Origin of the sequence: Pseudomonas sp. XK-1 (assembly GCF_038069885.1) — a bacterium.
Lineage (GTDB): Bacteria > Pseudomonadota > Gammaproteobacteria > Pseudomonadales > Pseudomonadaceae > Aquipseudomonas.
On record NZ_JBBPES010000009.1, the window covers coordinates 119,250 to 145,298 of the forward strand.

Sequence of the window (26,049 nt, forward strand, 5' to 3'; positions counted from 1 at the left end):
CCCCCGAAGAGGGTGCCTGCTGTTACTGACGCATCCCGCGGCCGCTGACCAGCAGGCGGATGCACACGCCATACAGCAGCGCAGTAGCGACCAGCATAAAACCGATGGCCACGCCGATACGGATATCGGACACCCCGAGAATGCCATAGCGGAAGGCATTGACCATATGCAGCACCGGGTTGGCCAGGGACACCGTCTGCCAGAACGGCGGCAGCAGGGTGATCGAGTAGAACACCCCGCCCAGGTAGGTCAGCGGCGTCAGCACGAAGGTCGGGATAATCGAAATATCGTCGAAGTTGCGCGCGAACACCGCGTTGATAAAGCCGCCCAGGGAGAAGATGGTCGCGGTCAGCAACACCACCAGCACCGTCACACCCAGGTGATGCACCTGCAGCTTGGTGAAGAACAGCGACAGCAAGGTGACGATAAAACCCACCGCCAGGCCGCGCAGCACACCGCCGATCACATAACCGGTAAGGATGATATGCGGCGACACCGGCGAGACCATCAGCTCCTCGATGGAGCGCTGGAACTTGCTGCCGAAGAAACTCGACACCACGTTGCCGTAGGAGTTGGTGATCACCGACATCATGATCAGCCCCGGCACGATGTACTCCATGTAGGTGAAGCCACCCATGTCGCCGATCTGGCTGCCGATCAGATTGCCGAAGATCACGAAGTACAGAACCATGGTGATCGCCGGCGGCAGCAGGGTCTGCGGCCAGATGCGGGTAAAGCGGCGGATTTCGCGGTAAACGATGGTACGCAGCGCCACCATGTTGGCGGTGAATTCGGAGTTCAGATAAGCCGTGCTCATACCGCCACCTTCGCCAGATTCTTCTCGACCAGGGAGACGAACAGTTCCTCCAGGCGGTTGGTTTTATTGCGCAAGCTAAGCACCTCGACATTCTGCAGAGCCAGCTGACGGAACAGCTCGGTAATGCCCTGAGCCTTGTCCACCTGCACTTCCAGGGTATGCCCGTCGAGCAACTGCGCCGGGTAGCCAATCAACTGCGGCGCAACCAGCAGCGATTCCTTGAGGTCGAGCAGAAAGGTTTCCACATGCAGGGTCTTCAACAGCGTCTTCATGCTGGTGTTTTCGACGATTCGGCCGTGGTCGATGATGCCGATATTGCGGCACAGCTGTTCGGCCTCTTCCAGATAGTGGGTGGTCAAGATAATGGTGATGCCCTGCTGATTCAGCTCGGTGAGAAAGCTCCACATCGAGCGACGCAGTTCGATATCGACCCCGGCGGTAGGCTCATCCAGGATCAACAGGCGCGGCTGATGCACCAGGGCACGGGCGATCATCAGGCGGCGTTTCATGCCGCCGGACAGCTCGCGCGACGGCACATTGTGCTTGCCCCACAGGCCGAGCTGATTGAGGTACTGCTCGGCGCGCGCCTTGGCGATTTTTGCCGGGATACCGTAATAACCGGCCTGGGTCACGACGATGTCGAAGGCCTTCTCGAACTGGTTGAAATTGAACTCCTGGGGCACCACGCCGAGGCAGCGCTTGAGCGCCGAGGGTTGTGTGTCCAGGTCATGGCCGAACACGTTGACGGTGCCGCTGGTCTTGGTCACCAGGGTGGAGAGAATGCCGATGGTGGTGGATTTGCCGGCACCGTTGGGGCCGAGCAAGGCGAAGAAATCGCCTTCGGCCACGTCCAGGTCGATGCCGTGCAGCGCCTGGAAGCCGTTGCCATAGGTCTTGGTCAACTGGCGAATGGACAGAGCGGTACTCATAAAAATGCGCGCACCTGATCAGGTAGAAAGAAATTCAAGAGGGCTGCGCCACACAGCGCGAAGTGGCCCAAGTCTAGCGCCTGGAACAGCTCCACAGCAGCCTGCTTGCGGAAAAACTGCTGCGCCCAAAGCCGGGCAGCAGCCTACCAGCGCCCGACGCAGAATAAACCCGGCAGTTTCCGATGGTGCTTATCAGCCCCGTCGATATATAGACCGGAACCGGCTGATGTATCGACCGACGCCGAGGGATTTCGGCGAACTCCATAAGCGCAGGGTGGTCACTATCGAGGAAGCGGCCGGGCATAAGGTGTTCACGTATCAGGCACCCCGCAGGACTGTGGCTAGAGTCCAGGGGGCTGATCGTGCCCATGTCACGACGATTCGGCCAAGCTCACCGCGCTTGTCGTCACCCTCGGCGGCTAAGCTTGTTAAGGTGTAATCGGCACCTTGCCATCACGGAGGATTCTCATGCTCGTTATCTGGTTACTCGTTCTGGTCCTTGGCGTGGCCTATCTGGCCCACCGCCGCACGCCGCCCTGGACCGCCCTCGGTGTAACAGCCGGCTACCTGCTGCTGATGGGCATTTTCAGTCATGCCCCCGTCTGGCTGATGGCCGTGTTCTGGCTGGTCCTGCTGGCCGTGGCACTGCCCCTGGCCCTGCCAGAGCAGCGCCGCAGCCTGTTCAGCGCCCCGCTGTTCGCCTGGTTCAAGCGCGTGCTGCCGCCGATGTCGGCCACCGAACGTGACGCCATCGAGGCTGGCACCGTGTGGTGGGATGGCGAGCTGTTCAGCGGCCGCCCAGACTGGGACACCCTGCTCGCCTACCCCAAGGCGCAACTGACCGAGGAAGAACAAGCCTTTATCGACGGCCCAACTGAAGCCCTCTGCGCCATGGTCAGTGACTGGCAAATCGGCCAACAGATGGACCTGCCCGCCGAGGCCTGGGCACATATCAAAGAACACGGTTTCTTCGCCCTGATCATCCCCAAGCAATACGGCGGCAAGGGCTTTTCCGCCTACGCCCACTCCCAGGTAGCGATGAAGCTGGCCACCCGCTCCGGCGACCTGGCCTCCACCGTGATGGTACCCAACTCCCTGGGCCCGGCCGAACTGCTGCTGCACTACGGCACAGACGCCCAGCGCGATCATTACCTGCCGCGCCTGGCCCGCGGTGAAGACATCCCCTGCTTCGCCCTCACCGGCCCTCTGGCCGGCTCCGACGCGGGTGCCATGCCGGATACCGGGATCATCTGCAAAGGCCAGTGGCAAGGCGAGGAAGTTATCGGCCTGCGTCTGAACTGGGAAAAGCGCTATATCACCCTCGGCCCGGTCGCCACCCTGCTCGGCCTGGCCTTCAAGGCCTACGACCCCGAGCACCTGCTGGGCGAAGAAGAAGACCTGGGCATCAGCCTGGCCCTGGTACCCACCGAAACGCCCGGGGTGGAGATCGGCCGTCGCCATCTGCCCCTCGGTGCGGCCTTTATGAACGGCCCCAACTCCGGCAAGGATGTGTTTATCCCGTTGGATTACCTGATCGGCGGTCAGGAGATGCTCGGCAAGGGCTGGATGATGTTGATGAACTGCCTGTCCGTGGGCCGCTCCATCTCCCTGCCGGCAGTCGGTACCGGTGCCGCCAAGTTCACCAGCCTGACCACCGGCCAGTACAGCCAGATCCGCGAGCAGTTCAACGTACCGCTGGCCGCCTTCGAGGGCATTCAGGAAGCCCTGGCGCGGATCGGCGGCAACGCCTGGCTGATGGACAGTGCACGCATCCTCACTGCCAACGCAGTGGACCTGGGCGAAAAACCCTCGGTGCTCTCGGCCATCCTCAAGTACCACCTGACCGAGCGTGGCCGCGAATGCATCAGCCACGCCATGGATGTGCACGGCGGCAAGGGCATCGTCATGGGCCCCAACAACTACCTGGCCCGCTCCTGGCAGGGTGCGCCGATCTTTATCACCGTGGAGGGGGCCAATATCCTTTCGCGCAACCTGATGATCTTTGGTCAGGGCGCAATTCGCTGCCATCCCTATGTGCTCAAGGAAATGGCCCTGGCCGGTCGCGAAGACCAGGACCAGGCGCTGCAGGAGTTCGACTCACTGCTGCTGCAGCATATCGGCTTCGCGGTCAGCAACGCCGCCAGCAGCCTGGTGCTCAGCCTCGGCCTGGGCGTCTTCAGCCAGGTACCGGGGGACCGCATCAGCCGCCCCTACTTCCGCGCCCTCAATCGCCTGGCCGCGGCCTTCGCCCTGCTCGCCGACACCAGCATGATGTTGCTGGGCGGCGAACTGAAACGCCGCGAGCGCCTGTCCGCACGCCTGGGCGATGTTCTCAGCCACCTGTATCTGGCCTCGGCGGCGCTCAAGCGCTACCACGACCTGGGCTACCCGGAACATTCCCAGCCCATGCTGCGCTGGGCCGTGGAAGAAAGCCTGGGCAAGGCCGAACAGGCGCTGGAAGAACTGCTCGGCAACTTCCCCAACAAACTGCTTGGCTGCGCCCTGCGCGTGTTGGTCCTGCCCTTCGGCCGTCGCCATAAAGGCCCCTGCGACGAACTGGACGCGCAGATGGCCGAAATCATCGGCCGCAACAGCGGCGACCCGGCCCTGGAAGAGCTGCTCGAAGGTTGCTACCGCCCGCAAGCCGAACAGGACCCGGTGGGTGCCCTGCAATACGCCATGAACCTGCTGCGCGAAGCACAACCGCTGCAGAAAAAGCTGCACAAGGCGGTCAAGGCGGACCAGGTGCAGGCACTGCCAGGGCAAAGCCTGATCGAGGCCGCGGTCAGCGCCGGGGTATTGAGCGACGAGGAAGGCCACGCGCTGCAGCAGGCCGAGGCCGCGCGCCGAGTGGTGATCGATGTCGACGACTTCGCCAAGGAGGAATTGACGTTGGGGGCAGGGAAAGTCCGCTAGGCAGGCAGACAGGACAGCGGGCGACGCGAGCCTTATACTTGCGCGCCCGTTTTACCTACAGGATTGCCCCATGGCCAACGCCCACATCGACCACCACCTCGCCCTGCTCAACCACTTGCGCACCATTCTGGTGGCCCTTGGCGAAGCCGAGCAGATTCTCGATGACAGCCATGCCATGTACCTGGAGCGCTACGACGAATTGCTCAGCGACCTGCCGAGCGATCCGGAAGCCAGCCTCTACCTGGGCCAGGACCTGATCAGCCAGATCTTCCAGCGTTACCCGCAAATCGCCCACCTGGTACCCCGCGACCTGCTGTGGTTCTTCGGCGGCGACTGCCTGCATTTTATGCCCGACGAAGAAATCGAGATGTACCAGACCCTCGAAGAACGCCGTTTCTACGCCCAGGAGAACGACGAACCCTTCGACTGGAATCAGGAAAAGCAGTTGCTGGCGATGCCCGCCCAGGGCAGCAAGCACTAAGAACCTGTTTACGATCTGCTGCGCGTCGGCCCTACTGCGTTAAAAACAGGCTCGGAATGCTCATTTACAGACGTAAACTCCGCTTCCTCGCCTGTTTTTGCCTTGTAGGACTCTAGCTCGCAAGATCGAAAACACGTCCTAGCACCCGAACCAAATAACAAAAAGCCCGCACGGCATCTACCGGCGGGCTTCTTTATGTGATGCAAAAACTGCAGATACAAAAACGCCGCTCAGTGAGCGGCGTTTTTGTTTATATGGAGCGGGAAACGAGACTCGAACTCGCGACCCCGACCTTGGCAAGGTCGTGCTCTACCAACTGAGCTATTCCCGCAATACAGCCTGTATCTACAACAAAAATGGCGTCCCCTAGGGGACTCGAACCCCTGTTACCGCCGTGAAAGGGCGGTGTCCTAGGCCACTAGACGAAGGGGACCTTGGAACTTGTCGGCCATCTGCCGAAGCAGATGCCCTTAATCTGGAGCGGGAAACGAGACTCGAACTCGCGACCCCGACCTTGGCAAGGTCGTGCTCTACCAACTGAGCTATTCCCGCTTTATAACAACCCACTTCTTTAAGAAGTGGCGTCCCCTAGGGGACTCGAACCCCTGTTACCGCCGTGAAAGGGCGGTGTCCTAGGCCACTAGACGAAGGGGACACTGCCCGGAATATATGCCACTTTATTCCGGCTTTCGCAGGTTAGGCCCTAAGGCATTGCGCTACGAAGTGGCGCGCATTCTATGGAGCCTTGCAGTAGCCGTCAACCTCTCTATAAAAAATTTTATAAATCAACGACTTCAACCCTGAATATGATGCCGCTCTATCAGCCTCAAGGCTAACGCACTACACTCGAACGAAAATCGGTGTTCGAGAGGCTGTACCCATGTCCCCACTCGTGATTACCATAATGATTGTCGCCGGCATCGCCTTATTGATGGCCATTGCTTACATCAATCATATGGTCGAGAACAACAAGCTGGAAAAGGCCCGCCTCAAGGCCGACCTCAGTGATCGCCTGCGGCGCAGCCAGGACCTGGCGGAAACCCTGCCCGGCCAGCTGATGACCCCCGCCCTGAAACTCCTGCTCAGCCGCCTGCAACTGCATTTCGGCGAACGCCTACTGCCGCTGGACAAGAACAACAGCGGACTCAAGGCGCGCATCGACGAGCTGCGCAAACTGATCGCCCTCGGCGAATCGATACCGGTCAACAACCCGCCGCAACAGATCCTTTCCGAGGCCAAGGCCAAGGAAATCCGCTACCAGCTGGAAAACCTCCACGGTCAGATGACCCGTTCGGCTCAGGAAGGCCTGCTACCGGCCAACGAAGCCAAGCACTGGCTGAAAGAGATCCGCCATATGTTGACCCAGGTGCATATCGAGTTCTTCGGCAACCTCGGCCAGCAGGCGCTGCAGCAAGGTCAGCCAGGCCAGGCACGCCTGGCCTTCGAGCGCGGCGCGCAATACCTGCGCAAACAGAATGATCCCGCCCGCTACCAGCACGAGTTGAAGACATTCGAGGAGCAACTGGCCCGCGCCAATGCCATGGTGCTGGACAAGACCCAGCCCTCCACCGATGAAGCCAGCGAGCTGAACCAGGGTCTTGAGTCCCTGGAAAGCGAAGCAGACTGGAAGAAAAAGAACATCTACGACTGAGGTCGCCCGCCGCTCAACTGAAGACGAGACCCGCCATGAGCCTGACGCTTTACGGTGCCCCGCTGTCGCCCTATGTGCGCAAGGTGCGGCTGCTGCTGGACGAAAAATCCCTGGACTATCAGCTGGAGATTATCCTGCCCTTCGCTCAACCGGACTGGTACCGCGAACTCAGCCCCCTGGGGCGGATCCCGGCGCTCAAGGATGGCGATTTCAGCCTCGCCGACTCCAGCGTGATCTGCCAGTACATCGAGGACAAGTACCCGCAGCTACCGCCACTGCTCGGGCAGACTGCCGAACAACGCGCCAGGGTGCGCTGGCTGGAGAAATACGCCGACTATGAGCTGGGGCCTCTGTGCACCTTCACCCTGTTTCGCAACCGCGCCCTGAAACCCAGCATGGGCCAGCCCTGCGACGAGCAGGCGGTACAAAAAGCCCTCAGCGAGAAACTGCCGGCGCACTTCGACTACCTTGAGCAAAGCCTGGGCAACGCCGAGTTCCTGGTCGGCGACAGCCTGACCCTGGCCGACCTGGCACTGGCCTGCCAGCTGATCAATATGGAACACGGCGACGTGCAACTGGACGCCCAGCGCTGGCCCAACCTGGCCGCCTTCCATGAGCGGATCAAGGCGCGGCCATCGCTGCAGAAGGTCCTCCCTGGCGAGCTGCGCACCCTGGCCAAGATGGCTGGCAAGGCCTGAGCCCCGGGTTCAACAGTCCGTCAATTGCAGAAAGATTTCGGCCAACCGCTCGATAGCGGCCTGATCCTGCAGCGAAAAGCGTGCCGGCCTGGGGCTGTCCAGGTCGAGTACACCGATCAGCCGACCGTCCTTGACCAGTGGCAGCACCAGCTCGCTGGCGGTGGCACTGTCACAGGCGATATGCCCGGCAAAGGCATGCACGTCCTCGACCCGCTGGCTCTGCCGGGTGGCCGCCGCCACGCCACACACCCCACGGCCGAAGGGAATCCGCACGCAGGCCACCCGCCCCTGAAAGGGTCCCAGCACCAGCTCTTCGCCCCGGGCCAGGTAGAAGCCGGCCCAGTTCAGATCAGCCAGCTCCTGAAACAGGAACGCGGAAAACTGCGCGGCATTGGCAATAAAGTCGCGCTCATCGGCCAGTAGCGCCTGCAGTTGGGCGAACAATAACGGGTAGCCATCGAGCCCCCGACCACTCTGCTGCAGATCAATCATCGTCTTGACTCAGCAGTTGCAGGCCGACCCAGTCCCGGGCGAACTGATAGGCGCAGCGGCCATTGCGATTTCCGCGCCCCAACGCCCAGCGTATCGCGGCCTTTTCCAGGGCCTCGCTCCACTCCCAGCGCAGCCCGGCCTGGGCCGCGTGCACCTCGACCCAGTGGCGCACCACGGCGAGAAAGTGATCCTGGGTAAAGGGATAGAAGGACAGCCACAGACCGAAGCGATCGGACAGGGCAATCTTGTCTTCCACCGCCTCATTGGGATGCAGCTCGCCATCGACACGCTGCCAGTTTTGGTTGTCGCTTTCCTTCTCCGGCAACAAATGACGACGGTTGGAGGTCGCGTACAGCAGGACATTGTCCGGCGCTCGCTCCAGGGAGCCATCGAGCACGGTTTTCAGCATGCGGTAGTCGCCCTCGCCGGACTCGAACGAGAGGTCATCGCAGAACAGCACGAAGCGCTGCGGCAATCCCGCCAGCTGCTCGACCACCCGCGGCAGGTCGGCCAGATGATCGCGCTCGATCTCGATCAGGCGCAGCCCCGCCGCCGCCTGTTCGGCCAGCAGCGCCCGCACCAGGGACGACTTGCCCGTACCACGCGCGCCCCAGAGCAGCGCGTGGTTGGCCGGCAGGCCACGGATAAATTGCCGGGTATTGCGCGCCAGTTGCTCGCACTGACGATCCACGCCGATCAGATCACTCAGGCGCAGGTCGAGACTGACCGCAAGCGGTTGCAGGTAACCGCCGCGCCCTTCACGCTGCCAGCGGGCCGCCAGGCTCTGCTGCCAGTCGATTGCACTGCGCTGCACCGGCAACCAGGGCTCGAGCCTGAGCATCAGCTGCTCGGCCCCCTGTAAAAAAGTGCTCAAACGGGAATCCACGACACACTCCAGAATATTCAGGGCCGCCCGGGGGCTGCCGTCAGGTAAAACAGATGGGCTATGCTTGGCAGGCGACTCACACGAGAACACCAGCCATATGGATATAGCGTTAACCCAACGCCTGTCATTCAAGCAGGCCGGCCTGACCGTGTTGGTGGCGTTTATCCTCGGCACAGTGCTCAGCGTGCTGCAGGTCGGCATCGATTATGCCAGCGAAGATGCCTCCATCGATCGCGAGATTAATGCGCTGCTGGAGATCAGCCACAACCCGGCCGCACGGATCGCCTACAACATCGACGCCGAACTGGCTCAGGAACTGGTGCTGGGTCTGCTGCGCTCGCCGGCGGTCATCAGTGCCGAGATCATCGACAACAACCAGCTGACCCTGGCCACGGTCAACCGCCCGGCCATGCAAAGCCGCTACCGGGTGCTCAGCGACTTCATGTTCGGCCCACGCCGGCACTTCGAGACCGCCCTGTTCGTCAGCCACTCGCCCAGCGAGGCCCTAGGCAGCCTGAGCCTGGAAGTGGACACCTATGCCTTCGGCAGCCACTTCCTGCGCCGCTCGCTGCTCACCCTGCTGACCGGCTTCGCCCGCAGCCTGCTGCTCTCGCTGATCCTGCTGGTGATGTTCTATTTCATGCTGACCAAACCGCTGACCGGTTTTATCAGCGCCCTCAGCGAGCGCGACCTGCGCAGCCCCAAGACCAGCAAATTGCCCTACCCGCCCAACCACGAACGCGACGAAATCGGCGTACTGGTCGACGTAACCAACCGCCAGCTGAGCAGCATCGCCAGCGAGATCGAACAGCGGCAACAGGCCGAAAGCCGCCTGACCCAGTACCTGGCGCAACTGGAAGACGTGGTGTCGGCGCGCACCGCCGAACTGGAAGCCACCAATACTCGCCTGCTCGACTCCAACCGCGAGCTCGAACAGGCCCGGCGCACCGCCCTGGACATGGCCCAGGCGCGCTCGGCCTTTCTGGCCAATATGAGCCATGAAATCCGCACCCCACTCAACGGCCTGCTGGGCATGCTCGCCCTGTCCCTGGATGGCCCGCTGAACAATGAGCAGCGCCAGCAACTGTCGATCGCCCATGACTCCGGCAAGGTGCTGGTGGAATTGCTCAACGACATCCTTGACCTGTCGAAATTCGAGGCCGGCCAGCTCGAACTGGAAAGCATTCCCTTCGACCTCGCCAGCCTGGTCGAGGACACCGCCAACCTGCTCTCGCAGAATGCTGCACCCGGGGTCGAACTGACCTGCCTGATCGATCCGCAACTGCCCACCCTGCTCCTGGGCGACCCGACCCGGGTGCGCCAGATCGTCAGCAACCTGCTGTCCAACGCCCTCAAGTTCACCCGTTTCGGTCGCGTCGATATTCGCGTCAGCGCGCACTCCGAGGGGGTGCGAATCGTCGTTCGGGACACCGGCATCGGTATCGCCGAGGAAGCTCAGACGCGGATTTTCCACCCCTTCGCCCAGGCCGGTGTCGGCATCACCCGGCAGTTCGGCGGCACCGGCCTGGGCCTGGCCCTCACCCGCCGGCTCTGCGAAGCCATGAACGGGCAATTGAGCCTGGAGACCAGGGAAGGCTTCGGCAGCCAGTTCTGCATGGACCTGCCACTGCCCACCCAGGCCAGCGCCCAGCAACTCCCCCATCTGACCGGCCGCGCTCTGGTGGTCAGCCCGGCCAGCTCGGGCCTCAGCGAACAACTGGCGAGCCTGCTGCCGGCCTGGGGGCTGAGTTATGTGCACCTGGATCCCGACGCCAAACTGGACGGCCACCCCGCCGACCTGCTGATCAGCGACTGTCCGCAGTGCCTGCAACAACTGCGCACGACGTATCACCAGCCCATCCTGCTGGTCAGCGCCTACGGCAACTTTCTCTCCGCAACCCAGGTCCAGGCCCTGGCCCCCATCGAACAGCTGGCCCGTCCCCTGGCCCGCCAGGCCTTGCTGCAGGCGTTACGACGCAGTCTGGGGCAACACGAGCCGAGGGCGATACAACCACAGGCCGAGCCGGAAAACAGCCGTCAGGCACGGGTGCTGCTGGTGGAAGACAATCCGGTCAACCAGCTGGTGGCCAAGGGCATGCTCGGCAAGCTGGGCTGCGAAGTATTGCTGGCCAATCACGGCGGCGAGGCCCTGGCGGTGCTGGAGAAGCAGCAGGTCGACCTGGTGCTGATGGACTGCAATATGCCGGTCATGGACGGCTATGAAACCACCCGCCATATCCGTCAGCACCCCGAGCACCAGCAGTTACCGATCATCGCCTTGACCGCCAACGCGCTCTCCGACGAACGCGAGCGCTGCCGCGCAGCCGGCATGAACGACTACCTGGCCAAGCCCTTCCGCAAGGAAGAACTGGCCGCCCTGCTCGATCAGTGGCTGACTGCCAGGGTCAATTGAGGCTTTGTTGCGCGCCGTCCTGTGGCGTCAACGCGCCACAAGCTGATCGAGCAGCACAGCCACCTGACCGCGCAGCGCCGCCAGGGCTTGGGCATCGACCCCGCGCTCACAGAGCAGCTGCTCCTTAAGCGGCATCACCCGTTCGCGCAAGGCGCAACCGGCTGCGGTCAGCCCCAGGTGCATCTCCCGCTCATCGCTGGCCGAACGCCGGCGCAGCAGCAACCCCTGGGCCTCCAGGCGCTTGAGCAGGGGCGTCAGGGTGCCGGAGTCGAGCAGCAGGCGCTCGCCCAGGGCCTTCACCGTGGGTTGCGCGGGCGGTTGTTGCTGCCATTCCCATAGCACCAGCATGGCCAGGTACTGCGGATAGGTCAGACCGAGCTGATCGAGCATCGGCTTGTAGGCACGGATCACCGCCCGCGAGGCGGCGTAAAGCTTGAAGCACAGCTGGTTGTCCAGCTGCAGCCCTTCATCCGCGTGCAAGCTGGCCTGGGTCATTTCAGCAGCGCTTCGATCTCGGCAGTCAGATCTTCAGGCTTGGTGGTCGGGGCGAAACGCTTGATCACCTCACCGTCGGCGCTGAGCAGAAACTTGGTGAAGTTCCACTTGATGCCCTGGCTGCCGAGCAGGCCCGGGGCGCTTTTCTTCAGATTGACGAACAGCGGGTGGGCATCGCTGCCATTCACATCAACCTTCTTGAACAGCGGGAAACTCACGCCGAAGTTCAGCTCGCAGAACTCGCTGATCGCACCCTCGTCACCCGGCTCCTGCTTGCCGAACTGGTTGCAGGGGAAACCCAGCACCACCAGACCCTGGTCCTTGTACTGCTGCCAGACGTTTTCCAGCCCCTTGTACTGCGGGGTGAAACCGCACTTGCTGGCGGTATTGACCACCAGCACGGCCTTGCCGCCGAAATCGGCCAGGGTCTTCTGCTCGCCCTTGATGGTGGTAACCGGAATATCGAAGAGTGCGTTGCTCATGCTGGTCATCCTGATAAGTGGGAGTACCCGTAAAATAGCGAGCAATTAAATTGCATGCAATTTAATTGCAGCAAGATAAGGCCTGCTGATGCAGGCCTATGCAATGGCCTTAAGCCTTAGGTATTAGCTTGAGCGATGCCGAGTTGATGCAATAACGCAGCCCCGTCGGTGCCGGCCCATCGGGGAATACATGGCCCAGATGCGCATCACACTTGGCGCATTTGACTTCGATGCGATGCATGCCGTGATTGAAGTCATCCACACTGGTGATGGCCTCGCTGCTGACCGGCTGGAAGTAGCTCGGCCAGCCGCTGCCGGAGTCGTACTTGGCATCCGAGTCGAACAGCTCGGCCTGGCAGCAGGCGCAGTGGTAAATACCCGGCACCTTGCTGTCGTGGTACTGACCGGTAAAGGCGCGCTCGGTGCCGCCCAGGCGACAGACATGAAACTGCTCCTCGGAAAGCTCTTCGCGCCAGGCTTCCAGGGGTTTTTCCAGCTTGTCCACAGACAGGTCTCCTCTACATGAAAAAATCGCCGGGAGCGTTTTTGCGCGCAAGCCCCGAAGGGGTAAAGCACATGGATGTGCTGAGCACAAAAAAGCCCGACCAGTACCTTTGCCAAGGTCGGACTGCCACGTATCATTCGACCCCAGTCTGTCACCGGCGTTACACCCTGCCAAGGCTTGCCAGTTCGAGTCTTTTGCAAGGTAATTCAGCGGCGTTTCACCATTCGGGATTCCTTACATGCAGTTCAGCAAATCGAACAAGCTGGCCAACGTCTGCTACGACATTCGCGGGCCGGTGCTCAAGCACGCCAAACGCCTGGAAGAGGAAGGTCATCGCATCCTCAAACTGAATATCGGCAACCCGGCACCGTTCGGTTTTGAAGCCCCCGAGGAAATCCTTCAGGACGTGATCCGCAACCTGCCCACCGCCCAGGGCTATAGCGACTCCAAAGGCCTGTTCAGCGCGCGTAAGGCAGTCATGCAGTACTACCAGCAAAAGCAGGTAGAAGGCGTTGGTATCGAGGATATCTATCTCGGCAATGGCGTCTCTGAGCTGATCGTGATGGCCATGCAGGCGCTGCTCAACAACGGCGACGAAGTATTGATCCCGGCACCGGACTACCCGCTGTGGACTGCTGCAGTCGCCCTGTCTGGCGGCAAGCCGGTGCATTACCTGTGCGACGAGCAGGCCGGCTGGTTCCCCGATATCGCCGATATGCGCGCCAAGATCACCCCGAACACCAAGGCCCTGGTGCTGATCAACCCGAACAACCCCACCGGCGCGGTGTATTCCAGAGAAGTGCTGATGGACATCGTCGAACTGGCACGCCAGCACAACCTGGTGCTGTTCTCCGACGAGATCTACGACAAGATCCTCTACGACGAAGCCCAGCATATCTCAACCGCCTCCCTGGCCCCGGACGTGCTCTGCCTGACCTTCAACGGCCTGTCCAAGTCCTACCGCGTGGCCGGCTTCCGCTCCGGCTGGGTGGCGATTTCCGGGCCCAAGCACCGTGCGCAGAGCTATATCGAAGGCATCGATATCCTCGCCAACATGCGCCTGTGCGCCAACGTGCCGAGTCAGCACGCGATCCAGACCGCACTGGGCGGCTACCAGAGCATCAATGACCTGGTGCTGCCCAACGGCCGCCTGCTCGAGCAGCGCAACCGCACCTGGGAGCTGCTCAACGACATTCCCGGGGTCAGCTGCGTCAAGCCCATGGGCGCGCTGTACGCCTTCCCGAAGATCGACCCCAAGGTCTGCCCGATCCATAACGACGAGAAATTCGTTCTCGATCTGCTGCTCTCGGAGAAACTGCTGATCGTCCAGGGCACCGCCTTCAACTGGCCATGGCCGGATCACTTCCGCGTGGTCACCCTGCCGCGGGTGGATGAGCTGGAAATGGCCATAGGCCGTATCGGCAGCTTCCTCAAGACCTACCAACAGTAAGCGGAGAACGCCATGAGCCAGGGCAAACGCTACCTGCTGACCGGAGCCAGTTCCGGCATCGGTGCCGCCCTGGCCCGCGAGCTGGCGGCCAGGGGTTACGACCTGGCCCTGGCCGCGCGCCGCGAAGACAGCCTGCACCTGCTGGCCGCCGAGCTGCAGGCGCGCTTTAAGCGCAAGGTGGTGGTCCTGCCGCTGGATGTGACCGACTACGCCGCCTGCCAGGACGCCGTGGGCCTGACCGCCAACCTGCTCGGCGGGCTTGACGGAATGATCGCCAACGCCGGCATCGCCCTGACCGGCAAAGCTGGGGGCGGCCACTTCAAGCGCGCCCAACTGACCCTGGAAACCAACCTGATCGGTGCGATTGCTTGCCTCGATGCCGCCTGCGCGCTGTTTCGCCAACAAGGTCACGGCCACCTGGTCGCCGTCGCCTCGGTGGCCGGCAAACGCGGCCTGCCCCATACAGCGGCCTATTCGGCGAGCAAGGCCGGCTTGATCAGCTATATGGAAGCCACCCGCGCCGAACTGCTGGGCAAGAACATCGACACCACCCTGCTGCTGCCGGGCTTTATCGATACGCCACTGAACAGCGATATGGCTAGCCGACCTTTCCTGATTGACGTGGAACGCGGCGCGGCGCTGATCGCCCGGCATATCGACAAACGCGCCGCCAGCGCCTATGTCCCGGGCTGGCCCTGGGCCCTGCTGGGCCGCCTGCTGCCCTATCTGCCCACCTCGATGATTGGCAAATTCTGATGGACCTGCAGATCGACGAATTCTACAAGGACGCGGCCGCCGGCCTGCTGAGCCTTTACCAGGTATTTCCACGCAAGGCGGCACTGTATGTCGAAGACCTGATCGGCCGCGAGGAGCCGGACGAGTTCGGCCTGCCCACACCCCGCCACCAAAGCTGCCTGGGTGCCCTGCTGTGGCTGGCCGAGGAAGGCTATATCCGCTTCGACTCGACCATCGGCTACGACGCCCTGGACCAGGCGGTGCTCAGCGAAAAGGGCTTTCTGCGCCTGACCCGCGCCGTACCCCATGCCCTGCGCGAAGGGGAAGCCTTGCCGCCCAGCGTGCGCCGCGTGCACGCCACCCTGGCCTTCCAGCTGCGCGAGGCACTGAGCCAGCGCCACGGCGAACGCATCTCGCGCCTCAGTCGACTGCTGTTCGAGAGCAGCCTGAACGGCGCAAGCGACATAGTTTGAAATAGTCGCCAGGTTGAAGTGCCGGGGGGTGCGCCCTTATATAGCCGGCATAACCAAGAGTGGTTGTTGAAAACCAGGCGACGCCGCCGAAACAGGGCTTTCAGCGACCAGACAGATCTTTCCCGTGAGGAGTCTCAATACACCATGATGCGCATTATGCTGTTCCTGGCCACCAACATGGCGGTGTTGATAATCGCCAGCATCACCCTGAAGTTGCTCGGGGTGGACCGCTTTACCGGTCAGAACTATGGCAGCCTGCTGGTTTTCTGTGCCGTGTTCGGTTTCGCCGGTTCGCTGATTTCGCTGCTGCTGTCCAAGTGGATGGCGAAGATGAGCACCAAAACCGAAATCATCACCCAGCCACGCACCCGTCACGAACAGTGGCTGCTGCAGACCGTGGAAGAACTGTCCCGCGAAGCCGGGATCAAGATGCCGGAAGTGGGTATCTTCCCGGCCTATGAGTCCAACGCCTTCGCCACCGGCTGGAACAAGAACGACGCCCTGGTAGCCGTCAGCCAGGGCCTGCTGGAGCGTTTCTCGCCCGACGAAGTGCGCGCCGTGCTGGCCCACGAAATCGGCCACGTGGCCAATGGCGACATGGTCACCCTGGCGCTGATTCAAGGCGTGGTGAACACCTTCGTGATGTTCTTCGCGCGGATCTTCGGCAATTTCGTCGACAAGGTGATCCTGAAAAACGAAGACGGCCCGGGCATCGGCTACTTCGTGGCGACCATCTTCGCCGAGCTTGTTCTGGGGATACTGGCCAGCATCATCGTCATGTGGTTCTCGCGTAAGCGCGAATTCAAGGCCGACGAGGCCGGTGCCCGCCTGGCTGGCACTGGCGCGATGATCGCCGCCTTGCAGCGCCTGCGCGCCGAGCAGGAAGTACCAGTGACCATGCCCAACAGCCTGACCGCCTTCGGCATCAACGGCGGCCTGAAAGGCGGCCTGGCAGGCTTGCTGATGACCCACCCGCCACTGGAAGTGCGCATCGAAGCCCTGCGTCAGCGCGGCTAAGTACAGCGGAAACGCAAAGGGCGACTTTTTAGTCGCCCTTTTTTATGGCTATGTACCAATTCCGTGTGGCATGTGCCGTTTGGGTAGGGTGCGCCTTGCGGGCAACAAAAGCCCCCTTAACTGAACCGAGCTTTTTCTATCCGCGAGTTACTGCTTGCGCAGGCGGTATACCCGCTCATCCAGGCGTTGCAGACCGCGCTGGAGAAAACGCCAGTTCTGCCCCAGCACATCACTGCACTCCAGCGTTTCAACCTGCCAGGTGTCAGCCAGGCGCTGCTGCACTTCATCATCGGACACGGCAAAGGGCGGCCCATCCATTTGCGCCTGCTCGTAGTCCAGGGTCACCAGCAGGCCCTGGCAATCCGGCGGCAGTAGGGCCGCGAGGTGCGCGACATAGCGTGCACGCATCTCCGGCGGCAGTGCAATCAGCGCCGCGCGGTCATACAGGCCCTGGCACTCGGCGACCTGCTCGGGTGTCAGCGCAAAGAAATCGCCGCAATAGATCTCCAGCGCATCACAGCGATAGACCCTGAAGCCGCCCTCCTCGGTGATCACCGGCTCTAGCTGGTGCTCGGCGAAAAAATCCTCCACCGCCTTCTGCGCCAGCTCGACCCCGCACACCCGATAACCCTGGCCGGCCAGCCAGAGCATATCCAGGCTCTTGCCGCACAAAGGCACCAGCACCCGCGAGCCTTGCGCCAGACCCAGGTCGGGCCAATAGCGCTGCAGGTAGGGATTGACCTCGGACAAATGAAAACCTATTTCGCTGCGCGCCCAGCGCGCCTGCCAGAATTCCGCGTGCATATCGACTCCGAGAAAGATTCAGCGGCCAATCCTGCCGGAAAGCGCCGAGCAAGACCAATCGACCATTGGCCATGAGAAGAAACAATCTACCTAACCGATTAATAAACCCGGATATTTGCGCTTTTATGGCCGTATTGACTGATAGATTATGAATGCACTCGATCAGGAGAACGCCATGTTACCCAGCCTGTTTATCTCCCACGGCTCCCCCATGCTGGCCCTGCAACCCGGTGCCAGCGGCCCCGCCCTCGCCCGCCTGGCCAGCCAACTGCCCAGACCCCGCGCCATTGTGGTGGTTTCTGCGCACTGGGAAAGCCGCGAGCTGCGGGTCGGCAGCGCCGCCAAACCAGATACCTGGCATGACTTCCGGGGCTTTCCGGCCGAACTCTACCGGGTGCAATACCCCGCCCCCGGCGAACCGCAACTGGCCGGCGAGATTGTGAACCTACTGACCCAAGCCGGCCTGCCGGCGCGGCTCGACGCCGAGCGGCCACTGGATCACGGTGCCTGGGTGCCCCTGACCCTGATGTACCCACAAGCCGATATTCCCGTGGTGCAGGTCTCGCTGCCCAGCCAGCAAGGCCCGGCGTTGCAACGCAAGGTCGGCCAGGCCCTGGCCGGCCTGCGCGCCCAGGGCGTGCTGTTGGTTGGCTCAGGCAGCATCACCCACAACCTCGGTGAGCTGGACTGGCAAGCAGCGCCGGAGCAGATCGAGCCCTGGGCCCAGGCATTCCGCGACTGGGTGGTGGACAAACTGACCGCGCAGGACAACGCCGCGCTGCAGGACTACCGCCGGCAAGCACCCCATGCGGTGCGCAACCACCCCAGCGATGAACACCTGCTGCCGCTGTTCTTCGCCGAGGCCGCAGGCGGCCAGTTCAAAGTCGAGCACAGCGGCTTTACCCTAGGCGCGCTGGGGATGGATATTTACAGTTTCAGCTGAGTCGCCTCAGCCCTTATCGCGGACAAGTCCGCGCCTACCTGGTTTGCCTACAGCCCTACAGGTAAGCCGGACGGGCAAGCGCTACGGCGCAAAACTCAACACATAAAAAAGCCCCGCACTAGGCGGGGCTCCTTTATTCAGCGAAGAATCAATCTTCGCGATAACGACGCAGCTTCAGCGGCTTGCCACCGACGCGGGTGTCTTTCAGCTTGGTCAGCAGACGCTCGAGGCCTTCTTCCGGCAGCTCGACCAGGCTGAAGCTCTCGCGCACCTGGATGCGGCCGATGGCTTCACGGACCAGGCCGCCTTCGTTGAGGATCGCGCCCAGCAGGTTCTTCGCGGCGATGCCGTCGCGAGCGCCCAGAGCGGTACGGCAGCGGGCACGGCCTTCGGCCAATGGCACCGGCGCACGACGCTCACGGCTGCCGTCGCGATCAGGACGCTCAGAGCGATCACTGCGCTCGCTACGTTCACGCGGGCCACTGCTGTTTGGTACCAGGGGCTGGTCACGCTCGACTTCAGCCAGGGTCAGAGCCTGGCCATTGGTGGCCTTGCGCAGCAAAGCTGCGGCCAGGGCACGTGGGCTGCAACCGATGTCGGCAGTCAGACGGTCTAGCAGCTCACCGTGGCTGGCTTCGGCATCAGCAACCAGCGGAGCCAGGCTGTTGGTGAGTTTCTTGATGCGCGCATCGAGAACCTGCTTGGCGTCTGGCAGCTTGACTTCGCCAACTTTCTGCCCAGTCACACGCTCGATCACTTGCAGCATGCGGCGCTCACGCGGCGTCACCAGCAGCAGGGCACGACCGGTACGACCGGCACGGCCAGTACGGCCGATGCGGTGTACGTAGGATTCCGGATCGTAGGGCATGTCCACGTTCATCACGTGGGTGATGCGCGGTACGTCGAGGCCGCGAGCGGCAACGTCGGTAGCGATCACGATGTCCAGACGGCCATCTTTCAGCGAGTCGATCACGCGCTCACGCTGGTTCTGCGCGATATCACCGTTCAGTGCAGCAGCCTTGTAGCCCTTGGCTTCCAGCGCGGCGGCCAGGTCCAGGGTGGCTTGCTTGGTGCGGACGAAACCGATCAGCGCGTCGAACTCTTCGACTTCCAGCAGACGCAGTACCGCAGCGTGCTTCTGGTCGGCGTGAACCATCAGATGCACCTGCTCGATGGCAGTTACGGTCTGGGTTTTGGTTTCGATCTTGACGTGCTTGGGGTCACGCAGGTGTTTTTCAGCAATGGTGCGGATCGAGTGCGGCAGCGTGGCGGAGAACAGCACGCTCTGACGGCTTTCCGGCATGGCTTTGAAGATGACTTCGAGGTCATCCATAAAACCCAGCTTGAGCATCTCGTCGGCTTCGTCGAGAACCAGGTGCTGAATGGTCGACAGCACTTTCTCGTCACGACGCAGGTGGTCAACCAGGCGACCTGGAGTGGCCACAACAATCTGTGCGCCATTGCGAATAGCCTTGAGCTGCGGGCCCATCGGCGCACCACCGTAAACGGCGATAACACTGACGCCCGGCATTTGCTTGGCGTAGGTTTCAAAAGCGGTGGCAACCTGCAGCGCCAGCTCACGAGTCGGAGCCAGGATCAGCGCTTGTGGCTGACGCTTGGCCGGGTCGATGCGGCTGAGGATTGGCAGGGCGAAGGCAGCGGTTTTACCGGTACCGGTCTGCGCCTGGCCGATCATGTCGTGGCCGGCGAGGATTACTGGAATCGCTTGAATCTGAATAGCCGAAGGCTCTTCATAGCCAGTGGCAATTACAGCAGCGAGAACATTGGGGTGTAGATCGAGAGCGGCGAAGCCGCCGATTTCCTGGGTCATGGGTCTGCCTCTAGTGCATCCGCAAAGACCCATGTTCCAAAGCTGCGCATGCCGTGTAAGACCCGAAAGTCACCCTGGCAGCCATGTCGGCGGGGATTTGCGAAAACGTGTGATAAATGAATCGTCAAGGATAGTCCGCAAAACGGACTAACTGCCAAAGTTAACCTTCGGGCGAGTTGTACTACCTGAACGTGGCCAAGAATTGACCGGCGCGCACTATACCGGAAAACCTGGCCGATGTGCCTGCTTTTCCGCACACAGACCTTAAATAAAGCAGAAATAACGCCTATAGCGTGCCATACGGTCATGCTCTGATAGCCTGCAGCTGCCATGCTGTAACGGCTTCAGCCCCAGTTTACTAACCTGCGCACAAGGACTCCCCGCCATGACCCAAAGCACCAGCGGCCGCGTCAGCCGTGAAAAACGCGGCCAGATCATGTTGATCGGCCTGGACCGAGCGAGCAAACGCAATGCCTTCGATATGCCCATGCTCGACGACATGTGCCTGGCCTACGGAGAGTTCGAGCGTGACAGCGAGGCGCGGGTGGCGCTGGTATTTGCCCATGGTGAGCACTTTACCGCCGGGCTGGACCTGGCCAATGTAGCGGCGCAGTTCGCCGCCGGCTGGAAGATACCGGACGGCGGCTGCGACCCCTGGGGCGTATTCGGCGGGCCACGAGTGAGCAAACCGGTGATCGTCGCCGCGCAAGGCTACTGCTACACCATCGGCATTGAGCTGATGCTGGCCTCGGATATCAACCTGTGCGCCAGCAATACCCGCTTCGCCCAGATGGAAGTGCAGCGCGGCATCTTCCCCTTCGGCGGTGCCACTTTGCGCATGCATCAGACCGCTGGCTGGGGCAATGCCATGCGCTGGCTGCTGACTGGCGATGAGTTCGATGCTCACGAAGCCTATCGCCTGGGCCTTATTCAGGAAGTTGTCGCCAGCGAAGAGTTGCTGCCCAAGGCGCTATGGCTCGCCGAACGCATTGCCGCCCAAGCACCACTGGGCGTCGAGGCCACCCTGGCTTCGGCGCGCCAGGCCGTGGTCGAAGGCCCGACAGCCGCAGCCGCGAACCTGCACCCCACCGTCACCCGGCTGATGGCTAGCGAGGATGCCCAGGAAGGCGTCAAAGCGATGCTGGAACGCCGCCCGGGCGACTTTAAGGGGCGCTGAAGAACGCGGAACAGCCCAACCCGTAGGGTGCGCCGTGCGCACCAGGATCTTCTGGCCTGCGCCGCTGCGCACGGCGCACCCTACCGGACCGGCACCTGCTTAGGTCGCCGGGCGCAGCGCCTGTATCAACGACCGCAATGAATACCCCAGCTGCGGGGCCAGCAGCTCGTCGCGGCGCAACAACTCGTCCTGGTCGAGCTGCTGGTCAAGATCCGCCGGCACCAGCAACACCACGTTGCCCTCCTTAACCGGGCACTCCCAATAATGCCGATGGTAGAGGCCGCGCAGCAGCGGTGCGCCAAGCGGTTTGCCGTCGTTGCCGGCCCACTGGTTGATAATCAACCAGCCGCCAGGGTTGAGCTGCTTCTGGCAGTTTTCCAGAAAGCGCCAGGCCAGGTGCCCGGTCGCCGGGCCGTGATCGGTATAAAGGTCGACAAACAGCAGATCGGTCTTTTCCGCGCTTTCCAGCAGTTCCAGGGCATCGCCGATGCGGATGGTCAGGCGCGGGTCATCGACCAGGCCCATATGCTCCATGGCCAAGCGCGGCACATCGGCGCGCAGCTCAATCACCTCGACATCTTCCAGCGGCAGAAACCGTAGGCAGGCCTGGGTCAGGTTGCCGGCACCGAGGCCGAGAAACAGCGAGCTTTCCGGGTGCTCATGGCACAAGGCACCGAGCAGCATGGCGCGGGTATAGTCATACTCCAGCCAGCTGGGGTCCGGCATATAGACGCAGCTCTGCTCGATCGCTTCGCCGAACTCGAGAAAGCGATAAGCACCCATTTCGACTACCTGGATCACCCCGAAGGCATCGTGCACTTCGGCGATCAACAGCGGGTCCGGCATCTGACCGACCGGGGGTAAACCTGGCATCCACCACTCTCCACCATGACATCCCCGACCATTTCGGCCAGGGGAAAGGCGCTAATTGTCATTGAGGCACCCTCCCCTGGTCACGCGATAATTTGCCGCAGTCGGGAGCGCCGAGTTCGTCGCTATGCGGCTACAACAATAAAAACAAATATCGAGGTTTGCCATGTACGCCATTATCGGTGCCGGCCCCATGGGGCTGTGTACAGCACGTCAACTGCACAAGCACGGCATCGACTTTGTCGGTTTCGAACTGCACGCGGATGTCGGCGGCCTGTGGGACATCGACAACCCGCACAGCACCATGTACGACTCGGCGCACCTGATTTCCTCCAAGGGCACCACCCAGTTCAGCGAATTCCCGATGCGCGCCGAGGTGGCTCCCTACCCGCATCACAGTGAAATGCGCCGCTACTTCCGCGACTACGCCGAGCACTTCGGCCTGTATGCGCATTACCAATTCAATACCCGTGTGGTGGCAATCCAGCGTCTGGACAAAGGCTGGAAGCTGGTCAGCGAGCAGGACGGCGTGCAGCGCGAATGGCTGGTCGACGGCGTGCTGATGGCCAACGGCACCCTGCACGCGCCCAATCGGCCGGCGCTGCCTGGAGAATTCACTGGCGAGCTGATGCACTCCAGCGACTACCGCTCGGCGGCGGTGTTCGACGGCAAGCGCGTACTGGTGATCGGCTGCGGCAACTCCGCCTGCGATATCGCCGTAGACGCCGTCCACCGCGCCGCCTCGGTGGATCTGTCGGTGCGCCGCGGCTATTACTTCCTGCCCAAATTCACCCTGGGCCGCCCCACTGACACCCTCGGCGGCGCGATCAAACTGCCGCGCCCGCTCAAGCAATTTCTCGACGGCCTGCTTGTGCGCGCGCTGGTCGGCAAACCGTCGCAGTACGGCCTGCCCGACCCGGATTACAAACTCTACGAATCACACCCGGTGATGAACTCACTGGTGCTGCATTACCTCGGCCATGGCGATATCAAGGCGCGCCGCGATGTGGCCAAGGTCGATGGCCTGCAAGTGACTTTCAGCGATGGCGAACAGGCCGAGTACGACCTGATTCTGCAAGGCACCGGCTACAAGCTCGACTACCCCTTTATCGACCGCGCGCACCTCAACTGGCCGAGTAGCGCCGGCGCGCCGCAGTTGTACCTCAACGTGTTCCACCCCGAGTACGACGACCTGTTTATGCTGGGCATGGTCGAAGCCTCCGGCCTCGGCTGGCAGGGCCGTGACGAGCAGGCCGAGCTGGTAGCGCTGTATATCAAGAGCCTGCAGGCTGGCAGCCAGGCGGCCAAGGACTTCCAGGCACTCAAGCGCGAACGGGCGAGCATGCGCCTGGACGGTGGCTACCAATACCTGCAACTGGAACGCATGGCCTACTACGTGCACAAGGACAGCTATCGTCAGAGCATCGCGCAGCACAGCAACAACCTGCGCGCCGGCCTAGCGGCACTGCCCACTGCCACCAGCCGCACAATTGAAGGAAGCCCGTGATGGAGCCGGTGAATATCCAGTTCGACCCCAGCAGCCTGGTGCTGATCAACATCATCCTCGCCGTGATGATGTTCGGTGTCTCGCTGGACCTGCGCCTGGATGACTTCAAACGCATCGTCCGCGAGCCCAAGGCACCGATGATTGGTCTGCTGGCACAGTTTATTCTGCTGCCGGCACTGACCTGCCTGGCCTGCTGGGCGCTGCGCATCGAGCCGATGCTGGCCCTGGGCATGATGCTGGTGGCGGCCTGCCCCGGCGGCAGCTTCTCCAACATCATGACCTGGATGGCCCGTGGCAACGTCGCGGTATCGGTGAGCATGACCGCCGTGTCCAGTCTCGCCGCCAGCGTGCTGACGCCACTGAACTTCGGCTTTTACGCCTGGCTCAACCCGCTGACCCGCCCGCTGCTGACTGAAATCGCCCTGGAACCGGTCAGCCTGCTGCTTCTGGTATTGCTGGTACTCGGCCTGCCGCTGATCGCCGGCATGTGGATCGGCCGGCGCTTTCCCAGCCTGTCCCTCAGGGTGGAAAAACCGCTGCGCATCTTTGCCCTGCTGGTGATGCTGGCCTTCGTGACCCTGGCCTTCAGCCGCAACCTCGACCAGTTCATCACCCATTTCCATCTGTTCTTCTGGCTGGTGGTGGCGCACAACGCCCTGGCCTTGGCGGTAGGCTACGGCTGCGCGCGGCTATCCGGGCTGCCGGCAGCGGATCGCCGGGCGATCACCCTGGAGGTGGGCATTCAGAACTCGGCCCTGGGCCTGGTGATCATCTTTACCTTCTTCCCCCAGGCCAGCGGCATGCTGCTGATCGCCGCGTTCTGGGGCTGCTGGCACCTGGTCAGCGGCCTGACCCTGGCGTTTATCTGGTCGCGTCGACCACCCGCAAGCCTGCCGCTAATACCTGCGGTTCTAGCCAGCGCGGGAGAAAAATAATGCACAGCATATTGATCACCGGGGCCGCCAGTGGCCTCGGCTGGCAGCTTGCGCGCGCCTATCACGGGCAAGGCTGCAACCTGCTGCTCACCGATATCAATGCTGACGGCCTGAGCGCGCGGGTAAATGAGCTGGGCGCAGAGCGGGTAATCGGCCTGGCCGGCGATATCACCGACCCGCATCTGCATCAGCAATTGCTGCAAACCTGCAGCGAGCGCTTCGGCGGCCTCGATGTGCTGATCAATAACGCCGGCATCACCCACCGCTCGCCCGCCATGCAGACAGACCCGGTGGTGCTGCGCAAAGTCATGGCCGTGGATTATCAGGCTCCCGTGGAACTGACCCTGAGCGCCCTGCCGCTGCTGCGCCAGAGCGGTGGGCAGATTATCGCCATCGGCTCCATGGCCGGCTGGATGCCGGTGCTGGGCCGCGCCGGTTATTGCGCCGCGAAAAGCGCCCTCGGCCAGTTCTTCGAGGTTTTTCGCGCCGAGGCCGCTCGCGATGGCATCGGCATGCTGCTGGTGTACCCGAGCTTTCTCGATACACCCATCGAGCAGAACGCCCTCGGCGGCGACGGCAAGCAGGCACAACACGGTCGCTCGACCGTTGGCCATATACGCGGTGCCGACTGGATGGCCGCGCAGATTCTCCAGGCGCAGAGGCAAGGCCGCGAACGGCTGTTTCCCGACCGCGGCAGCTGGTTGGCCAGCCTGCTCTGGCGCATCACTCCCGGGTTTTATTACCGCAAGATGAGCGCACGTTTCGCCGCGGAGATGGGCTGATGGACATTATTTGGTTAACGCTGGCCGGCTTTATCCTGCTGGCTTACACCCTGGAGGCGATCACCGGTTTCGGCAGCATCGTCATCGCCCTATCTCTGGGTGCCTTGCTGCTACCCATCGACCAGCTGCTGCCGGTTCTGGTGCCGCTGAATATCTGCATGACCGGCTACCTGGTCTGGCGGCATCGACAGATGATCGACCGCCCACTGCTGCTGAGCATGATCCTGCCAGGTATGGTCGTCGGCACCCTGATCGGCTACGCCCTGCTGCCCTGGCTGAACGCCGCCCTGGCCAAGCGCCTGTTTGGCGCACTGGTGCTGTGGTTCGCCGCCCGCGAGCTATGGCGTTTGCGTCACGCTGCAGTGCAACCCGTGCGGCCCCTGTGGCTTAGCCGCCTGCTTAGCCTGTGCGCGGGCATCAGCCATGGCCTGTTTGCCTCCGGCGGGCCGCTGCTGGTACTCGCCCTGGCCGGCACCCAGCTGGACAAGGCGCGCCTGCGCGCCACCCTGGTCACTGTGTGGTTCAGCCTCAACAGCCTGCTGACGGTGGCCTTTCTGCTCGACGGCCGTTTGCTGCCCGCCCTGCCACAAGTGCTCAGCTATGCGCCCTTGCTGCTGATCGGCGTATGGCTAGGCGAGCGTTTGCATCGGCGTTTTAACGAGCAGCATTTCCGCATCGCCATCTACCTGTTGCTGCTGGTCACCGGCGGCCTGCTACTGGTAGCAGGCCACTAAAAGTGTTGGCGAGGCCGCAGGTTTAA

25 protein-coding genes and 4 tRNA genes are annotated in these 26,049 nt (G+C 62.2%); 15 read left to right on the top strand and 14 right to left on the bottom strand.

The features are described 5' to 3' along the window. Positions 1-22: 22 nt before the first annotated feature. Positions 23-802 carry an ABC transporter permease gene (locus WMW70_RS20830; protein ID WP_341439435.1) on the bottom strand — a complete coding sequence of 260 codons (780 nt, stop codon included), beginning with the start codon at positions 800-802 and terminating at the stop codon, positions 23-25. Between the two features lie 11 nt (positions 803-813). After that, a complete protein-coding gene (locus WMW70_RS20835) occupies positions 814-1,746 on the bottom strand; it encodes an ABC transporter ATP-binding protein (RefSeq protein WP_341439382.1) in 933 nt (310 codons plus the stop codon). A 468-nt stretch (positions 1,747-2,214) separates the two neighbouring features. Here WMW70_RS20835 and WMW70_RS20840 point away from each other — a divergent pair, with 468 nt between their 5' ends. Together WMW70_RS20840 and WMW70_RS20845 are read left to right on the top strand one after the other, a co-directional pair. Beyond that, a complete protein-coding gene (locus WMW70_RS20840) occupies positions 2,215-4,662 on the top strand; it encodes an acyl-CoA dehydrogenase (protein WP_341439383.1) in 2,448 nt (815 codons plus the stop codon). A gap of 70 nt (positions 4,663-4,732) precedes the next feature. Beyond that, positions 4,733-5,143, top strand: a complete 411-nt coding sequence (locus WMW70_RS20845) for a PA2817 family protein (RefSeq protein ID WP_325509650.1) — start codon at positions 4,733-4,735, stop codon at positions 5,141-5,143. A 255-nt stretch (positions 5,144-5,398) separates the two neighbouring features. Here WMW70_RS20845 and WMW70_RS20850 read toward each other — a convergent pair. From WMW70_RS20850 to WMW70_RS20865, 4 genes are all read right to left on the bottom strand, one after another. Then, positions 5,399-5,474 (bottom strand) — tRNA-Gly (locus tag WMW70_RS20850). 26 nt (positions 5,475-5,500) lie between these two features. Then, positions 5,501-5,576, bottom strand: a tRNA-Glu gene (locus WMW70_RS20855). A 43-nt stretch (positions 5,577-5,619) separates the two neighbouring features. Then, a tRNA-Gly gene (locus tag WMW70_RS20860) sits at positions 5,620-5,695 on the bottom strand. 27 nt (positions 5,696-5,722) lie between these two features. Next, positions 5,723-5,798: transfer RNA gene (locus WMW70_RS20865), tRNA-Glu, on the bottom strand. 225 nt (positions 5,799-6,023) lie between these two features. On the opposite strand from WMW70_RS20865, the gene WMW70_RS20870 reads away from it, so the two are divergent. Together WMW70_RS20870 and WMW70_RS20875 are read left to right on the top strand one after the other, a co-directional pair. After that, a complete protein-coding gene (locus WMW70_RS20870; RefSeq protein ID WP_341439384.1) occupies positions 6,024-6,794 on the top strand; it encodes a hypothetical protein in 771 nt (256 codons plus the stop codon). Between the two features lie 35 nt (positions 6,795-6,829). After that, positions 6,830-7,492, top strand: coding sequence for a glutathione S-transferase family protein (locus WMW70_RS20875; protein WP_341439385.1), 663 nt, complete (start codon positions 6,830-6,832; stop codon positions 7,490-7,492). 9 nt (positions 7,493-7,501) lie between these two features. Here WMW70_RS20875 and WMW70_RS20880 read toward each other — a convergent pair whose 3' ends face one another. Together WMW70_RS20880 and WMW70_RS20885 are read right to left on the bottom strand one after the other, a co-directional pair. Then, positions 7,502-7,984 (bottom strand): GAF domain-containing protein, encoded by a 483-nt coding sequence (locus WMW70_RS20880; protein WP_341439386.1) that lies wholly within the window; start codon positions 7,982-7,984, stop codon positions 7,502-7,504. Beyond that, positions 7,977-8,870, bottom strand: a complete 894-nt coding sequence (locus tag WMW70_RS20885; RefSeq protein WP_341439387.1) for an ATP-binding protein — start codon at positions 8,868-8,870, stop codon at positions 7,977-7,979. Before WMW70_RS20885 ends, WMW70_RS20880 begins: the two co-directional genes overlap by 8 nt. A gap of 97 nt (positions 8,871-8,967) precedes the next feature. On the opposite strand from WMW70_RS20885, the gene WMW70_RS20890 reads away from it, so the two are divergent. Further along, positions 8,968-11,283 (top strand): hybrid sensor histidine kinase/response regulator, encoded by a 2,316-nt coding sequence (locus tag WMW70_RS20890; protein ID WP_341439388.1) that lies wholly within the window; start codon positions 8,968-8,970, stop codon positions 11,281-11,283. 27 nt (positions 11,284-11,310) lie between these two features. On the opposite strand, the gene WMW70_RS20895 is transcribed toward WMW70_RS20890, so the two are convergent. The 3 genes from WMW70_RS20895 to msrB form a co-directional block, all read right to left on the bottom strand. Then, positions 11,311-11,778 carry a MarR family winged helix-turn-helix transcriptional regulator gene (locus WMW70_RS20895; protein ID WP_341439389.1) on the bottom strand — a complete coding sequence of 156 codons (468 nt, stop codon included), beginning with the start codon at positions 11,776-11,778 and terminating at the stop codon, positions 11,311-11,313. After that, positions 11,775-12,260, bottom strand: a complete 486-nt coding sequence (locus tag WMW70_RS20900; protein WP_341439390.1) for a glutathione peroxidase — start codon at positions 12,258-12,260, stop codon at positions 11,775-11,777. Before WMW70_RS20900 ends, WMW70_RS20895 begins: the two co-directional genes overlap by 4 nt. Before the next feature lie 109 nt (positions 12,261-12,369). Continuing rightward, positions 12,370-12,765, bottom strand: coding sequence for a peptide-methionine (R)-S-oxide reductase MsrB (msrB, locus tag WMW70_RS20905; RefSeq protein WP_341439391.1), 396 nt, complete (start codon positions 12,763-12,765; stop codon positions 12,370-12,372). Between the two features lie 238 nt (positions 12,766-13,003). Here msrB and WMW70_RS20910 point away from each other — a divergent pair, with 238 nt between their 5' ends. The 4 genes from WMW70_RS20910 to htpX all read left to right on the top strand — a co-directional run bounded on the left by WMW70_RS20910 (position 13,004) and on the right by htpX (position 16,440). Next, a complete protein-coding gene (locus WMW70_RS20910) occupies positions 13,004-14,215 on the top strand; it encodes a pyridoxal phosphate-dependent aminotransferase (protein ID WP_341439392.1) in 1,212 nt (403 codons plus the stop codon). A gap of 12 nt (positions 14,216-14,227) precedes the next feature. After that, entirely contained in the window at positions 14,228-14,971 is a 744-nt protein-coding gene (locus WMW70_RS20915) for an SDR family NAD(P)-dependent oxidoreductase (RefSeq protein WP_341439393.1), read from the top strand. Continuing rightward, complete coding sequence (locus WMW70_RS20920; protein WP_341439394.1) at positions 14,971-15,423, top strand: hypothetical protein; 453 nt, start codon at positions 14,971-14,973, stop codon at positions 15,421-15,423. The genes WMW70_RS20915 and WMW70_RS20920 overlap by 1 nt, the downstream gene beginning before the upstream one ends. A 144-nt stretch (positions 15,424-15,567) precedes the next feature. After that, a complete protein-coding gene (gene htpX, locus WMW70_RS20925) occupies positions 15,568-16,440 on the top strand; it encodes a protease HtpX (protein ID WP_341439395.1) in 873 nt (290 codons plus the stop codon). A 147-nt stretch (positions 16,441-16,587) separates the two neighbouring features. Here htpX and WMW70_RS20930 read toward each other — a convergent pair whose 3' ends face one another. Then, a complete protein-coding gene (locus WMW70_RS20930) occupies positions 16,588-17,244 on the bottom strand; it encodes a thiopurine S-methyltransferase (RefSeq protein ID WP_341439396.1) in 657 nt (218 codons plus the stop codon). Positions 17,245-17,419: 175 nt separating this feature from the next. Here WMW70_RS20930 and WMW70_RS20935 point away from each other — a divergent pair, with 175 nt between their 5' ends. Continuing rightward, a complete protein-coding gene (locus WMW70_RS20935) occupies positions 17,420-18,187 on the top strand; it encodes a DODA-type extradiol aromatic ring-opening family dioxygenase (RefSeq protein ID WP_341439436.1) in 768 nt (255 codons plus the stop codon). 148 nt (positions 18,188-18,335) lie between these two features. On the opposite strand, the gene WMW70_RS20940 is transcribed toward WMW70_RS20935, so the two are convergent. Beyond that, positions 18,336-20,051, bottom strand: a complete 1,716-nt coding sequence (locus WMW70_RS20940) for a DEAD/DEAH box helicase (RefSeq protein WP_341439397.1) — start codon at positions 20,049-20,051, stop codon at positions 18,336-18,338. A 352-nt stretch (positions 20,052-20,403) separates the two neighbouring features. Between WMW70_RS20940 and WMW70_RS20945 the strand changes: the two genes are divergently transcribed. Beyond that, entirely contained in the window at positions 20,404-21,195 is a 792-nt protein-coding gene (locus WMW70_RS20945; protein WP_341439398.1) for a crotonase/enoyl-CoA hydratase family protein, read from the top strand. A gap of 99 nt (positions 21,196-21,294) precedes the next feature. Here the strand turns inward: WMW70_RS20945 and WMW70_RS20950 are convergent, their stop codons facing one another. After that, a complete protein-coding gene (locus tag WMW70_RS20950; RefSeq protein WP_341439399.1) occupies positions 21,295-22,068 on the bottom strand; it encodes a spermidine synthase in 774 nt (257 codons plus the stop codon). 163 nt (positions 22,069-22,231) lie between these two features. Between WMW70_RS20950 and WMW70_RS20955 the strand changes: the two genes are divergently transcribed. Genes WMW70_RS20955 through WMW70_RS20970 form a run of 4 tightly spaced genes read left to right on the top strand, consistent with a single transcriptional unit; the run spans position 22,232 to position 26,023 of the window. Further along, positions 22,232-23,572, top strand: a complete 1,341-nt coding sequence (locus tag WMW70_RS20955; protein WP_341439400.1) for a flavin-containing monooxygenase — start codon at positions 22,232-22,234, stop codon at positions 23,570-23,572. Continuing rightward, positions 23,572-24,507 carry a bile acid:sodium symporter family protein gene (locus WMW70_RS20960; protein ID WP_341439401.1) on the top strand — a complete coding sequence of 312 codons (936 nt, stop codon included), beginning with the start codon at positions 23,572-23,574 and terminating at the stop codon, positions 24,505-24,507. The genes WMW70_RS20955 and WMW70_RS20960 overlap by 1 nt, the downstream gene beginning before the upstream one ends. Next, positions 24,507-25,289: an SDR family NAD(P)-dependent oxidoreductase gene (locus WMW70_RS20965; RefSeq protein ID WP_341439402.1), complete on the top strand. Its 783-nt coding sequence runs from the start codon at positions 24,507-24,509 to the stop codon at positions 25,287-25,289. Before WMW70_RS20960 ends, WMW70_RS20965 begins: the two co-directional genes overlap by 1 nt. Further along, the gene (locus WMW70_RS20970; protein ID WP_341439403.1) at positions 25,289-26,023 is read left to right on the top strand and encodes a sulfite exporter TauE/SafE family protein; all 735 of its coding nucleotides are present in this window, start codon (positions 25,289-25,291) and stop codon (positions 26,021-26,023) included. The genes WMW70_RS20965 and WMW70_RS20970 overlap by 1 nt, the downstream gene beginning before the upstream one ends. Positions 26,024-26,049 lie beyond the last annotated feature (26 nt).